Genomic DNA, 14,000 nt, shown 5'->3' on the forward strand with positions numbered 1-14,000 from the left:
CGACATGACCGAAGCGACCGACCCCGCGATCCTCACCCCGGTCCTGTCCGCGCCGTGGGACGACATGCAGCCCTGGCGGCTGGACACGTACCTGAAGCACGACGGGTACCAGGGCCTGAAGAAGGCCCTCGCCAAGCACCAGGACGAGGTCATCCAGACCGTCAAGGACGCCGGCCTCCGCGGCCGCGGAGGCGCGGGCTTCCCCACCGGCATGAAGTGGGGCTTCATCCCGCAGGGCGACGGCAAGCCGCACTACCTCGTGGTCAACGCGGACGAGTCCGAGCCGGGCACCTGCAAGGACATCCCGCTCATGTACGCCAACCCGCACGTCCTCATCGAGGGCGTGATCATCGCGGCGTACGCGATCCGCTCCAACCACGCCTTCATCTACCTGCGCGGCGAGGTCGTACCGGTACTGCGCCGCCTGCAGGAGGCGGTCAAGGAGGCGTACGCCGCGGGCTACCTCGGCGAGAACGTCCTCGGCTCCGGGTTCGACCTCGAACTCACCGTGCACGCCGGTGCCGGCGCGTACATCTGCGGCGAGGAGACCGCGCTCCTCGACTCCCTCGAAGGACGCCGCGGCCAGCCCCGCCTGCGCCCGCCGTTCCCCGCGGTCGAGGGCCTCTACGCCTCGCCGACCTGTGTGAACAACGTGGAGTCGATCGCCTCGGTGCCCGCCATCATGCACAAGGGCGTCGAGTGGTTCCGGTCCTTCGGCTCGGAGAAGTCCCCCGGCTTCACGCTCTATTCGCTCTCCGGGCACGTCAAGCGCCCCGGCCAGTACGAGGCGCCGCTCGGCGTCACCCTGCGCCAGCTGCTCGACCTGGCCGGCGGCGTCCGCGAAGGCCACCGCATCAAGTTCTGGACCCCGGGCGGCTCGTCCACCCCGATGTTCACCGACGAGCACCTCGACGTGCCCCTCGACTACGAGGGCGTCGGCGCGGCCGGCTCGATGCTCGGCACCAAGGCCCTGCAGATCTTCGACGAGACGGTCTGCGTGGTCCGCGCGGTGCTGCGCTGGACCGAGTTCTACGCGCACGAGTCCTGCGGCAAGTGCACCCCGTGCCGCGAGGGCACGTACTGGCTGGTGCAGATCCTGGAGCGGCTGGAGAAGGGCGAAGGGACCGAAGCGGACCTGGAGACCCTGCTCGACGTCGCCGACAACATCAACGGCAAGTCGTTCTGCGCCCTCGGCGACGGTGCGGCGAGCCCGATCTTCTCCTCGCTCAAGTACTTCCGCGACGAGTACGTCGAGCACCTCGCCCATCGCGGCTGTCCCTTCGACCCGGCGGCCTCGACCGTCTGGGCCTCGAACCTGACAGGAGCGCAAGCCTGATGACCGTCACCACCAACGCTCCGGCGGGCGGCGCACCGGCGCCCAAGCCGCAGGAGGACCTCGTCACCATCACGGTCGACGGGATCGAACTCAGCGTGCCCAAGGGCACGCTGGTCATCCGGGCCGCCGAGCTCCTGGGCATCCAGATCCCCCGGTTCTGCGACCACCCGCTGCTCGACCCGGTCGGCGCCTGCCGCCAGTGCCTGGTCGAGGTCGAGGGCCAGCGCAAGCCGCTCGCGTCCTGCACCACCACGGTCACCGACGGCATGGTGGTCCGCACCCAGCTGTCCTCGCCGGTCGCCAAGAAGTCCCAGGACGGGGTGATGGAGCTGCTGCTCATCAACCACCCCCTGGACTGCCCGGTGTGCGACAAGGGCGGCGAGTGCCCGCTGCAGAACCAGGCCATGACCTCCGGGCGTTCGACCTCCCGGTTCGGCGAGGTCAAGCGCACCTACCCCAAGCCGCTGCCGATCTCCTCCGAGGTGCTCCTCGACCGCGAGCGCTGCGTGCTGTGCGCGCGCTGCACGCGGTTCTCCGAGCAGATCGCGGGCGACCCGTTCATCGCGCTGATCGAGCGCGGTGCGCTGCAGCAGGTCGGGATCTACGAGAACCAGCCGTTCGAGTCGTACTTCTCCGGGAACACCATCCAGATCTGCCCGGTCGGGGCGCTCACCTCGGCCGCGTACCGGTTCCGGTCCCGGCCGTTCGACCTGGTGTCCGCCCCGACCGCGTGCGAGCACTGCGCGTCCGGGTGCTCGCTGCGCGCCGACCACCGGCGCGGCCGCGTCATGCGGCGCCTCGCGGGCGACGACCCCGAGGTCAACGAAGAGTGGAACTGCGACAAGGGCCGGTTCGCCTTCCGCTACCCGACGCTCGGCGACCGCATCACCGGGCCGCTGCTGCGCAATGCGGAGACCGGCGAACTGGAGCCCGCGTCCTGGCCGGAGGCACTCGCCGCCGCGGCGGCCGGCCTGAACGCCGCCCGGGAGCGGGCCGGCGTGCTGGTCGGCGGCCGGGTCACCGTCGAGGACGCCTACGCGTACGCCAAGTTCGCGCGCGTCGCGCTGGGCACCAACGACATCGACTTCCGGGCCCGCGAACACAGCACCGAGGAAGCCGAGTTCCTGGCCTCCGAGGTGGCCGGCACCGGCATGGGCGTCACCTACGCCGACCTGGAGCGCGCACCGATCGTGCTGCTCGCCGGGTTCGAGCCGGAGGACGAGTCGCCGATCGTGTTCCTGCGGCTGCGCAAGGCCGCCCGCAAGGGCACCCTCAAGGTGTTCTCGATCGCCCCGTTCGCCAGCGCCGGCCTGGTCCGCATGGACGGCGCGCTGCTGCGTGCCGCACCCGGCAGCGAGACCGACTGGCTCGATGCGCTGGCCACCGGCGCCGGACTGGACGAACTCGGCCAGGACGCCGCCGACCTGCTGCGTACCGGCGGCGCGGTGATCCTGGTCGGCGAGCGCCTCGCGGGCATCCCGGGCGCGCTCACCGCCGCCCTCGCCCTGGCCGAGGCCACCGGAGCCCGCCTCGCGTGGGTGCCGCGCCGGGCCGGCGAGCGCGGCGCGCTGGAAGCGGGCGCGCTGTACAACCTGCTGCCCGGCGGCCGGCCGGTCAGCGACCCCGAGGCCCGCGCCGAGGTCGCGGCCGCCTGGCGGGTGCCCGAACTCCCCGGCGGCTACGGCCTGGACACCGCGGCCATCCTGCGCGCGGCCCGGGACGGCAAGCTCGCCGCCTTGGTGGTCGGCGGCGTCGAGCCCGGCGACCTGCCGGACCCGGCCGGTGCGCTGGCCGCGCTGGAGGCCGCCCCGTTCGTGGTCAGCCTCGAACTGCGGCACAGCGAGGTCACCGCGCGCGCGGACGTCGTCTTCCCGGTGGCCGCGGCCGCCGAGAAGGCCGGCACCTTCCTGGACTGGGAGGGCCGCGAGCGGCCGTTCGCCTCGGTGCTCAAGCACGACCAGGTCGCCGGCGGCACCGGGACCGCGATGCCGGACCTGCGCGTCCTGCACGCCATCGCCGACGAGATGGACCACGTCCTGGGCCTGCCCGACGTCAACGCCGCCCGGCGCGAACTGCGCGCCCTGGGCGGCTGGGCCGGCGAGCGCGCGGCCGGACCCGAGGCCCGCGAGCGCCGCCCGGCCCCGCGTCCGGCGGCCGGCGAAGCGGTCCTGGCGTCCTGGCGCCTGCTGCTCGACGACGGCCGCGGCCAGGACGGCGAGTCCGCGCTGGCCGGCACCCGGCGCCGCCCGACCGCCCGGCTCAGCGCCGCGACCGCCGCCGGGATCGGCGCCGCGGACGGCACCGAGGTCACCGTCTCGACCCGGCACGGCGGCGAGATCACGCTGCCGCTCGCGGTCACCGAGATGGCCGACGGCGTGGTGTGGCTGCCCGCCAACTCGCCCGGCTCCGCGGTGCACCGCACGCTCGGCGTGGTGCCTGGCGAGGTCGTCCGGCTGAAGGCCGCGGTCCTCCCGCAGCAGCGGGCCACCGACGGCGCGGCCGGCCGCACCGAGCTGGGCCCGAACGGGTACGGCGGCGACGGTCCGCCGAACGGCACCGGGGCCAACGGCGCGACCGCCCGGCAGCCCGGCGAGGGTGACGGCGAGGAGACCCTGTGAACGTCCAACTTGCGGCCGGACCGGTCGGGTTCGGCACCGACCCGTGGTGGCTGGTGGCCTTCAAGGCGCTGCTGGTCTTCGCGTTCTGCGTGGTCATGACGCTCTTCGCCATCTGGTGGGAGCGCAAGGTCGTGGCCTGGATGCAGATGCGCATCGGCCCCAAGCACGTCGGCCCGCAGGGTCTGCTGCAGTCCCTCGCGGACGGCGTGAAGCTGGCCTTCAAGGAAGACATCATCGTCAAGGCCGCGGACAAGCCGGTGTACATCCTGGCCCCAGTGGTCGCGATGGTCCCGGCGTTCATGGCCTTCGCCGTCATCCCGATGGGCGGCGAGGTGTCGATGTTCGGGCACCAGACGCAGCTGCAGCTCACCGACCTGTCGGTCGGCGTGCTGTACATCCTGGCCACCGCGTCCGTGGGCATCTACGGCATCGTGCTGGCCGGCTGGTCCTCCGGCTCGACGTACCCGCTGCTCGGCTCGCTGCGCAGCACCGCCCAGATGATCTCGTACGAGGTCGCGATGGGCCTGTCGTTCGCGGGCGTCTTCCTCTACGCGGGCTCGATGTCCACGTCGGAGATCGTCCTCGCGCAGAGCGACACCTGGTACGCGGCGCTGCTGCCGGTGTCGTTCGTCATCTACGTCATCGCGATGGTCGGCGAGACCAACCGCGCCCCGTTCGACCTCCCCGAGGCCGAGGGCGAGCTGGTCGGCGGCTTCCACACCGAGTACTCGTCGCTGAAGTTCGCGCTGTTCTTCCTCGCCGAGTACGTCAACATGGTGGTCGTCTCCTCGCTGGCCACCACGCTGTTCCTGGGCGGCTACCGGGCGCCCTGGCCGATCACCGAAGTGTGGGCGGGCGCGAACAGCGGCTGGTGGACGCTGCTCTGGTACTTCCTCAAGGTCCAGTTGTTCCTGTTCTTCTTCATCTGGCTGCGCGGCACGCTGCCCCGGCTGCGCTACGACCAGTTCATGAAGCTCGGCTGGAAGGTCCTCATCCCGACCTCGCTGCTGTGGCTGATGCTGGTCGCGACGGTCCGGGCGATGAAGAACGAGGGCTACGAGTACGGGAAGATCCTGCTCGGCATCGCCGGTGCGATCGTCGTCCTCCTCGTGCTCTCCGTGGTGTGGGACATGATCCGCGGCGCCGAGGACGAAGAAGAGAAAGCCGAGCCGCTGCCCGGTACGCCGGGGGCGAGCGAACCCTTCGACCCGATGGCCGGCGGCTTCCCCGTACCGCCCTTGCCAGGACAGCAGTTGCCGCCGGTGCCGCGCCGCAATGTGCGGCGCGCGGTGCCGGTCGGCGTGGGCGCCGCCGGTGCCGCGGACGAATCCGCGGCGGACGCGTCCGCCGAACCGGGCCCGTCCACTCCGGGCGCCGACCCGAACCCGACCCCGAACGCGACGGACAAGGAGGTATGACCGTGGGCAACTTCCTGGGACCCGTCGCCGGTTTCGGTGTCACCTTCGCGACGATGTTCAAGAAGGCGAACACCGAGTTCTACCCCTTCGAGAAGAAGCCGACCGCGCCGCGCTACCACGGGCGGCACCAGCTCAACCGGCATCCGGACGGCCTCGAGAAGTGCGTGGGCTGCGAGCTGTGCGCCTGGGCCTGCCCGGCCGACGCGATCTTCGTCGAAGGTGCGGACAACACCGAGGAAGAGCGCTTCTCGCCGGGCGAGCGGTACGGGCGCAACTACCAGATCAACTACCTGCGGTGCATCTTCTGCGGACTGTGCATCGAGGCTTGCCCGACCCGCGCGCTCACCATGACGAACCAGTACGAGCTGGCCGACAGCACCCGGGCCAGCCTCATCTTCACCAAGGAGCAGCTCCTCGCTCCGCTGCACGAGGGCATGGTCGCCCCGCCGCACGCGATGTACCCGGGCATGGAGGAGCGCGACTACTACCTCGGCAAGGTCACCGAGGCCGCGCCGGGCACGGTGACCCAGGGGGCCGCCGCCGGGGACGCGGCGGTCGGGGACGTCCCCGACGAGCATGAAGCGGGTGTCCGATGAGCATGGCCAGTGGCGGGTTGTCCGAGGGCGTGGTCCTCGCGGAACAAGTCACCCGCACCTCCACCGGCGAGGCCGTGCAGTTCTGGGTCCTCGCCACCATCGCGGTGCTCGGCGCGCTGGGCACGGTCTTCCTCAAGAAGGCGGTGCACAGCGCGCTCACGCTGGCCGCGACGATGGTGTGCCTGGCCATCTTCTACATGGCCCAGGGCGCGGTGTTCCTCGGCATCGTGCAGATCGTCGTCTACACCGGCGCGATCATGATGCTGTTCCTGTTCGTCCTCATGCTGGTCGGCGTCTCCTCGGCGGACTCGCTCAAGGAGACGCTGCGCGGCCAGCGGGTCGCCGCGGTGCTCTGCGGGCTCGGCTTCGGGATCCTGCTCATCGCGGGCATCGCGAACGCCTCGCTCGGGGACTTCGCCGGCTACGGCGCCGGCGGCGTCTCGCCGTCCGGTGCGGTGGAGACCGACCAGGAAGCCGTCGCGCTCATCAACCAGGGCGAGAACGTCAAGGGCATCGCGCACCTCATCTTCACCCGCTACCTGTGGGCCTTCGAGATCACCAGCGCGCTGCTCATCACCGCGGCGCTGGGCGCGATGGTCCTGGCGCACCGCGAGCGCCTCACGCCGCGCAAGACGCAGCGTGAGCTGTCCGAGGAGCGGGTGCGGGACAACGTCAACCTCGCGCCGCTGCCCGCGCCGGGCGTCTACGCCCGGCACAACGCGGTCGACATCCCCGCGCTGCTGCCGGACGGCAGCATCTCGGAGCTGTCCGTCAACGCCACCCTGCGGGCGCGCGGCCAGGTCCGCGACGTCAGCCGCGAACCGGTGCACCAGGTGGCGGAGTTGGAGGAGAGCGCCGAGGTCTGGATGGAGCAGCGCGGCGACGTCCCGACGGCGCGCCACGAGGGCGAGGAAGCGGGCCCCGAGGCGGACGGCACCGGGGAGGGCGCGGCGGACGTGGACCCTGACGAGGCCGGGGCGGAGCGCACCGACGGCGACTCCGTCGCGGCCGGCGCCGGATCGAAGGAGTCGCGGTCATGAACCCGGCGAACTATCTGTTCTTGTCGGCCTTGCTGTTCACCATCGGGGCCGCCGGCGTGCTGCTGCGCCGCAACGCGATCGTGGTGTTCATGTGCGTGGAGCTGATGCTCAACGCGACCAACCTGGCGTTCGTGACGTTCGCCCGCATGCACGGCAACTACGACGGCCAGATCATCGCGTTCTTCACGATGGTCGTCGCGGCCGCGGAGGTCGTGGTCGGATTGTCCATCATCATCGCGATCTTCCGGTCCCGCCGGACGGCCTCGGTGGACGACGCCAACCTGATGAAGTGGTAGGGGACTGGTGACGCAAACCTCGGTTTCCTCCGTGTACTTGGCCTCCACCGAAGGCGGCGCGGGGATGCACTCGGTCGCCGCGAGCGGCGTGTTCTCGGCCACCTGGCTGGTGATCGGGCTGCCGCTCCTGGGCGCGGCCGTCCTGCTGCTCGGCGGCAGGCGTACGAACCGGTTCGGGCACTGGCTCGGCACGCTGTTCGCGCTCGGCTCCTTCGCGGTGGCCGCCGCGCTGTTCGCGGCCATGCTCGGCGAGTCCGGCGCGGACCGGTCGATCGACCAGCACCTGTGGAACTGGGTGGCGGTCGGCGACTTCCAGGCCGAGATCGGCCTGCACCTCGACCAGTTGTCGATGGTGTTCGTGCTGCTGATCACCGGGGTCGGCTCGCTGATCCACATCTACTCGATCGGGTACATGGAGCACGACGAGAACCGGCGCCGGTTCTTCGCGTACCTGAACCTGTTCCTGGCCTCGATGCTGCTGCTGGTCCTGGCCAACAACTACCTGCTGCTGTACGTCGGGTGGGAGGGTGTGGGCCTCGCCTCGTACCTGCTCATCGGCTTCTGGCAGCACAAGCCTTCGGCGGCCACCGCCGCCAAGAAGGCGTTCATCATGAACCGGGTCGGCGACTTCGGCCTGGCCGTGGCGATCTTCCTGATGTTCACCGCGTTCGGGACGTTCTCCTTCGACGAGGTGCTCGGCGGCTCGGCCGCGGCGTCGGACGGCACGATGACCGCGATCGGCCTGATGCTGCTGCTCGCCGCGTGCGGCAAGTCGGCGCAGTTCCCGCTGCAGGCCTGGCTCGGCGACGCGATGGAGGGCCCGACCCCGGTCTCCGCGCTGATCCACGCGGCCACCATGGTGACCGCGGGCGTGTACCTGATCACCCGGTCCGCGGAGATCTTCAACGCCTCGCCGGACGCGCAGCTGGTGGTCACCATCGTCGGTGCCATCACGGTGCTGTTCGGTGCGATCGTCGGCTGCGCCAAGGACGACATCAAGAAGGCCCTGGCGGCCTCCACGATGTCGCAGATCGGCTACATGATCCTGGCGGCCGGCCTCGGGCCGATCGGCTACGCGTTCGCGATCATGCACCTGGTGACGCACGGCTTCTTCAAGGCCGGGCTGTTCCTCGGTGCGGGCTCGGTCATGCACGGCATGAACGACGAGGTCGACATGCGCCGCTACGGCGGCCTGCGCAAGTACATGCCGGTCACGTTCGTCACGTTCGGGCTCGGCTATCTGGCCATCATCGGATTCCCGCTGCTGTCCGGGTTCTTCTCCAAGGACAAGATCATCGAGGCGGCGTTCGCGAAGGGCGGCACCACGGGCTACGTGCTCGGCTCGGTGACGCTGGTCGCGGCCGCGCTGACCGCGTACTACATGACGCGCGTGATGCTGATGACCTTCTTCGGGCGCGAGCGCTGGAAGGAGGCCCCGGTCGGGGCGCCGGCCGACTGGCACGAGCCGCACCCGCACGAGTCGCCGGTGTCGATGACGCTGCCGATGATCGTGCTGGCCTTCGGCTCGGTGTTCGCCGGCGGGCTGTTCGTGCTGAACGACGCGTTCGTGAACTGGCTGACCCCGGTCACCGGCTTCAGCCACGGCGAACTGCCGTTCAGTGTGTGGGTGGTGACCGGCATGGCCACCGCGATGGTGGCCCTCGGCGTGGCGGTGGCGTACGTGCAGTACGCCCGCCGCGAGGTGCCGGCCGTCGCCCCGCAGGGCTCGCTGGTCACCGTCGCGGCCCGCAAGGACCTGTACCAGGACTCGATCAACGAGGGCCTGGTCATGCGGCCCGGCCAGTACCTGACCCGGCTGCTGGTCTGGCTGGACGGCCGCGGCATCGACGGATTCGTGGGCGGGCTGGCCGCGTTCATCGGCGGCACGTCCTCGCGGGTCCGCAAGGTCCAGACCGGCTTCGTGCGGTCTTACGCGCTGTCGATGTTCGGCGGCACGGCCGTCGTGGTGGCGGCGACCCTGATGGCGAGGATGGCGTGATGGCCCGTCGGTTCGGTTGCAGGGCAGGACTCGGCGCAGGACGCGGCGCGGCGGAGGGATTGCGATGAACGGCGACTTCCCCTGGCTGACCGTGATGGCCGCCCTGCCCTTCGTGGGCGGCCTCGTGGTCGCCGCGCTGCCGGCCGGCAAGCGGGTGCTGGCCAAGAACACCGCCCTTGCGGTGACCCTGGCCGAACTCGTGCTGGCCATCATCGTGACGGTGAAGTTCTCGCCGGACGGCGACCGCTTCCAGTTCACCGAGTCGTACGCGTGGATCAAGTCGTTCGGCGTGCACTGGTCGCTCGGCGTGGACGGCATCGGCCTGGTGCTGATCCTGCTCACCGCGGCGCTCATGCCGATCCTGGTGCTGGCCTCGTGGCACGACGCGGACACCCCGCAGGTCTCCGCGTCCGGCGAGGCCCCGTCGGGCAAGGCCGCGCCGCGCTCCACGCACGCGTTCTTCGCGCTCATGCTGATGGTCGAGGCGATGGTGGTGGTGTCGTTCGCGGCCACCGACATCTTCGTCTTCTACATCTTCTTCGAGGCCATGCTCATCCCGATGTACTTCCTCATCGGCGGCTTCGGCGGGGCGCAGCGCTCGTACGCGGCAGTGAAGTTCCTGCTCTACAACCTGCTCGGCGGCCTGGTCATGCTGGCCGCGGTGGTGGCGCTGTACGTGGTCACCGCGAACCACGACCTGGGCGGCACCGGGCAGGGCACCTTCGACCTGGTGCGCATCTCGCAGGCGGTGGCGACCGGCGAGCTGGACATGAACCCGACCGCCGAGAAGGCGATGTTCCTCGGCTTCATGTTCGCGTTCGCCATCAAGGCGCCGCTGTGGCCGTTCCACACCTGGCTGCCGGACACCATGACCGAGGCCACCCCGGGCGTCGCGGTGCTGGTGACCGCGATGGTCGACAAGGTCGGCACGTTCGCGATGCTGCGGTTCTGCCTGGAGATCTTCCCCGACGCCTCCAAGACGTTCGCCCCGGTGATCGTCACGCTGGCGGTCATCGGGATCATCTACGGCGCGCTGCTCGCGGTGGGCCAGACCGACATCAAGCGCCTGATCGCGTACACCTCGATCTCGCACTTCGGCTTCATCATCATGGGCATCTTCGCGATGACCACGCAGGGCCACTCGGGCGCCACGCTCTACATGATCAACCACGGGTTCTCGACGGCGGCGCTGCTGCTGATCGCGGGCTTCCTGATCTCGCGGCGGGGCAGCAAGACGATCGCCGACTTCGGCGGCGTGCAGAAGGTCGCACCGGTGCTGGCCGGGACGTTCCTGGTGGCCGGCCTGGCCACCTTGTCGCTGCCCGGACTGGCGCCGTTCGTCAGCGAGTTCCTGGTGCTGGTCGGCACGTACTCGCGCTACGAGGCGGCCGGCCTCTTCGCGACGGTCGGCATCATCCTGGCCGCGCTGTACGTCCTGGTGCTGTACCAACGCACCATGACGGGGCCGGTCAAGGCCGGGGTCGAGAAGATCCGTGACCTGAACGTCCGCGAACTGGTCGTGGTGGCCCCGCTGATGGCGGTGCTGCTGGTGCTCGGCGTCTACCCGAAGCCGATCCTGGACGTGGTCAACCCGGCGGTCGAGGAGACCATGAGCCAGGTCGAGCGCACCGACCCGAAGCCCTCGAACCCGATCGTGCCGGCAGCGCAGCCGCTGGCGGCCGAGACCCACGGAGGCAGCAAGTGAGCGAGGGTCTTCAGCTCGCCGTCGAGAAGATCGACACACCGACGATCGAGTACGCCGAGCTCGCGCCGATGCTCATCGTGTTCGGCGTGGCGGTGGCGGGGGTGCTCGTCGAGGCGTTCGTGCCGCGCAAGGCGCGCTACGCCACGCACCTGGTGCTCGCGCTGGGCGGAATGGCGGCGGCCTTCGCCGCGGTGGTCGCGCTGGCCGGCGAGCAGGAGGTGGCCGCGGTGGGCGCGGTCGCCGTCGACGGCCCGTCGCTGTTCCTGCAGGGCACGCTGCTGCTGCTCGGCATCGTCTCGGTCATGCTCATCGCGGAGCGCCGCCTGGAGCACGGCGGCGACGCGTTCGCGCCGCAGGCGGCCGCGGCACCGGGCAGCGAGGCCGAGAAGGAGGCCACCGCGGCCAACCTGCACCAGACCGAGGTCTTCCCGCTGACGATGTTCGCGCTGGGCGGCATGCTGCTGTTCCCGGCCTCGAACGACCTGCTGACGATGTTCGTGGCCCTCGAGGTCATGTCGCTGCCGCTGTACCTGCTGTGCGGCCTGGCCCGGCGCCGCCGGATGCTGTCCCAGGAAGCCGCCCTCAAGTACTTCCTGCTGGGTGCCTTCTCGTCGGCGTTCTTCCTGTTCGGCGTGGCCATGCTGTACGGCTACTCGGGCAGCCTGAAGCTGGACCGGATCGCGGTCGCCACGGGCGGCGCGATGGACAACGACGCGCTGCTGCTGATCGGCATGGCGATGGTTGCGGTCGGCCTGCTCTTCAAGGTCGGCGCGGTGCCGTTCCACTCGTGGACCCCGGACGTGTACCAGGGCGCGCCGACCCCGATCACCGGCTTCATGGCGGCGGCCACCAAGGTCGCGGCGTTCGGTGCGCTCCTGCGGTTCTTCTACGTGGCGATGCCAGGCATGAAGTGGGACTGGCGTCCGGTGATGGTCGGCGTCGCCATCGTCACCATGATCGCCGGTGCGGTCATCGCGATCACCCAGACGGACGTCAAACGCATGCTCGCGTACTCGTCGGTCGCGCACGCCGGGTTCATCCTGACCGGCATGCTGGCCGCGAACGAGGCCGGCGCGTCGTCCACGCTGTTCTATTTGGTCGCGTACGGATTCGTCACTCTCGGTGCTTTTGCGGTGGTCACCCTGGTCCGCGACGCGGGCGGCGAAGCCACGCATTTGTCCCGCTGGGCGGGCCTGGGACGGCGTTCCCCGCTCCTCGCGGGCGTCTTCGCCCTGTTCCTTCTCGCCTTCGCCGGAATCCCCCTGACCAGCGGTTTCACCGGAAAGTTCGCGGTGTTCCAGGCGGCCGCGGATGGCGGCGCAGGATCGCTTGTGATCGTGGGTGTGCTGTGTTCTGCCATCGCCGCGTTCTTCTATGTCCGGGTCATCGTTTTGATGTTCTTCTCGGAGCCGCGCGCCGACGGACCGACCGTGGTCGTGCCGAGTGTCCTGACCACCGCTGCCATCGCGTTGGGGGTAGCGGTTACGGTGGTCCTTGGCATCCTGCCGCAGCCGGTCCTTGACCTCGCGGACAAGGCCAGCCTGTTCGTCCATTAGCAGCAGGCGCAGTGACACTGCGCGATCATGAGGAGAGCACCGGCATGACGATCGTGGGGCCCTTCGGGCTGAGCGTCCATGACGGTGAGCTCGATGCGGAGATCCGCGCCGGGATGGCGGCGGTGGAGCAGGAGCTCCTCGCCGCCACCAAGAGCGAGTTCCCGTACCTGACCCAGACATCGCGCCACCTGGTGGAGGCGGGCGGGAAGCGCTTCCGCCCGCTCCTCACCCTTTTGGCCGCGCAATTCGGCGACCCGCAGGCCCCCGGCGTGGTGCCGGCCGCCGTCGTCTGCGAGCTGACCCACCTGGCCACGCTCTACCACGACGACGTCATGGACGAGGCCGCCCTGCGCCGCGGCGCCCCCAGCGCGAACGCCCGCTGGGACAACTCGGTGGCGATCCTCACCGGCGACTTCCTGTTCGCCAAGGCCTCCGAGATCGTCGCCGACCTCGGCGACGAGGCGGTCCGCATCCAGGCCCGCGCCTTCGCCCGCCTGGTCACCGGCCAGATCCGCGAGACGGTCGGCCCGAACCCCGGCGACGACCCGGTCCAGCACTATCTCTCGGTCATCGCCGACAAGACCGGCTCGCTGATCGCCACGTCCGGCCAGTTCGGCGCCATGTTCGCCGGGGCCGACGAGCACGTCGTCGAGATCCTCACCCGCTACGGCGAGCGCATCGGCGTCGCCTTCCAGCTCGCCGACGACGTCCTCGACATCGCCAGCGACTCCACCGAGTCCGGCAAGACCCCCGGCACCGACCTCCGCGAAGGCGTCCCGACCCTCCCGGTCCTCCACCTCCGCGCGGCCGCCCAGCCCGAGGACGCCCACCTCCTGGACCTCCTCTCCGCCCCCCTCACCGACGACGACCGGCACGCCGAGGCCCTCCGCCTCCTCCGCGCCCACCCGGCCCTGGAGAAGGCCCGCCAGGACACCCGCCGCTACGCCGAAGAGGCCCGCGACGTCCTGACCCCCCTCCCCGACGGCCCGGCCAAGACCGCCCTCGCCTCCCTCTGCGAACTCGTCGTCGAACGCAGCTGCTGACAGCCTCCGCCCGCAGGCCGCAGAGCGGCGACAAGGACACACGACAAGCGCCGCCGCCCACCCGGGCGGCGGCGCTGTCCCGTGTGGGCGGGCCAAGGCCGGAGGAAGGCTTAAGGCGGCCCCAGAGGCCATGCTCCACCGGAAGCGACACCCCGAGGACCGCACGGCCGCCCGCCTGCGCAAGGAATCCCGAGACGGTCTCAGCCAGGGGTCGGGGTCGATGACCATGCGGCGACGCCCGCGAAACGCGGGCGCGGCCGCACGTACCCCCGCGTGCTGACCGTGCCTGGGATCAAGGCCAGGGGATGTCGCTGCGCCCGCCTGAGGGGCGCAGCGACATCAGAGCTCCAGAGGGCGTACGTCCTGTGCCACCCCGCGTCAGATGAGTTGAGG

10 protein-coding genes are annotated in these 14,000 nt (G+C 70.5%); all 10 read left to right on the top strand.

The genetic code is table 11. The annotated features are described in order from the left end of the window. The first annotated feature begins 4 nt into the window (after positions 1-4). The 10 genes from nuoF to LZ495_RS20435 all read left to right on the top strand — a co-directional run bounded on the left by nuoF (position 5) and on the right by LZ495_RS20435 (position 13,607). Positions 5-1,336: an NADH-quinone oxidoreductase subunit NuoF gene (gene nuoF / locus LZ495_RS20390; protein WP_235053897.1), complete on the top strand. Its 1,332-nt coding sequence runs from the start codon at positions 5-7 to the stop codon at positions 1,334-1,336. Further along, positions 1,336-3,954 carry an NADH-quinone oxidoreductase subunit G gene (locus LZ495_RS20395; RefSeq protein WP_235053899.1) on the top strand — a complete coding sequence of 873 codons (2,619 nt, stop codon included), beginning with the start codon at positions 1,336-1,338 and terminating at the stop codon, positions 3,952-3,954. The genes nuoF and LZ495_RS20395 overlap by 1 nt, the downstream gene beginning before the upstream one ends. Continuing rightward, the gene (gene nuoH / locus LZ495_RS20400) at positions 3,951-5,372 is read left to right on the top strand and encodes an NADH-quinone oxidoreductase subunit NuoH (RefSeq protein WP_235053901.1); all 1,422 of its coding nucleotides are present in this window, start codon (positions 3,951-3,953) and stop codon (positions 5,370-5,372) included. Before LZ495_RS20395 ends, nuoH begins: the two co-directional genes overlap by 4 nt. Then, entirely contained in the window at positions 5,369-5,968 is a 600-nt protein-coding gene (nuoI, locus tag LZ495_RS20405; RefSeq protein WP_372498609.1) for an NADH-quinone oxidoreductase subunit NuoI, read from the top strand. The genes nuoH and nuoI overlap by 4 nt, the downstream gene beginning before the upstream one ends. Further along, positions 5,965-7,008, top strand: coding sequence for an NADH-quinone oxidoreductase subunit J (locus tag LZ495_RS20410; protein WP_235053905.1), 1,044 nt, complete (start codon positions 5,965-5,967; stop codon positions 7,006-7,008). Before nuoI ends, LZ495_RS20410 begins: the two co-directional genes overlap by 4 nt. Further along, positions 7,005-7,304 carry an NADH-quinone oxidoreductase subunit NuoK gene (gene nuoK / locus LZ495_RS20415; protein ID WP_235053906.1) on the top strand — a complete coding sequence of 100 codons (300 nt, stop codon included), beginning with the start codon at positions 7,005-7,007 and terminating at the stop codon, positions 7,302-7,304. The genes LZ495_RS20410 and nuoK overlap by 4 nt, the downstream gene beginning before the upstream one ends. 64 nt (positions 7,305-7,368) lie before the next feature. Continuing rightward, positions 7,369-9,303 carry an NADH-quinone oxidoreductase subunit L gene (nuoL, locus tag LZ495_RS20420; protein WP_235053933.1) on the top strand — a complete coding sequence of 645 codons (1,935 nt, stop codon included), beginning with the start codon at positions 7,369-7,371 and terminating at the stop codon, positions 9,301-9,303. A gap of 64 nt (positions 9,304-9,367) precedes the next feature. After that, a complete protein-coding gene (locus LZ495_RS20425) occupies positions 9,368-11,008 on the top strand; it encodes an NADH-quinone oxidoreductase subunit M (protein WP_235053908.1) in 1,641 nt (546 codons plus the stop codon). After that, on the top strand, positions 11,005-12,564 hold the full coding sequence (nuoN, locus tag LZ495_RS20430) for an NADH-quinone oxidoreductase subunit NuoN (protein WP_235053909.1): 1,560 nt from the start codon (positions 11,005-11,007) through the stop codon (positions 12,562-12,564). Before LZ495_RS20425 ends, nuoN begins: the two co-directional genes overlap by 4 nt. Positions 12,565-12,608: 44 nt before the next feature. After that, entirely contained in the window at positions 12,609-13,607 is a 999-nt protein-coding gene (locus LZ495_RS20435; protein ID WP_235053911.1) for a polyprenyl synthetase family protein, read from the top strand. Positions 13,608-14,000 lie beyond the last annotated feature (393 nt).

It is taken from the genome of Yinghuangia soli, assembly GCF_021502675.1.
GTDB lineage: Bacteria > Actinomycetota > Actinomycetes > Streptomycetales > Streptomycetaceae > Yinghuangia > Yinghuangia soli.

Coding starts and splice junctions, on each gene's coding strand:
- nuoF (WP_235053897.1), top strand. CDS start 5: ATGACCGAAGCGACCGACCCCGCGATCCTCACCCCGGTCCTGTCCGCG.
- nuoI (WP_372498609.1), top strand. CDS start 5,369: ATGACCGTGGGCAACTTCCTGGGACCCGTCGCCGGTTTCGGTGTCACC.
- LZ495_RS20410 (WP_235053905.1), top strand. CDS start 5,965: ATGAGCATGGCCAGTGGCGGGTTGTCCGAGGGCGTGGTCCTCGCGGAA.
- LZ495_RS20425 (WP_235053908.1), top strand. CDS start 9,368: ATGAACGGCGACTTCCCCTGGCTGACCGTGATGGCCGCCCTGCCCTTC.
- LZ495_RS20395 (WP_235053899.1), top strand. CDS start 1,336: ATGACCGTCACCACCAACGCTCCGGCGGGCGGCGCACCGGCGCCCAAG.
- nuoK (WP_235053906.1), top strand. CDS start 7,005: ATGAACCCGGCGAACTATCTGTTCTTGTCGGCCTTGCTGTTCACCATC.
- nuoL (WP_235053933.1), top strand. CDS start 7,369: ATGCACTCGGTCGCCGCGAGCGGCGTGTTCTCGGCCACCTGGCTGGTG.
- LZ495_RS20435 (WP_235053911.1), top strand. CDS start 12,609: ATGACGATCGTGGGGCCCTTCGGGCTGAGCGTCCATGACGGTGAGCTC.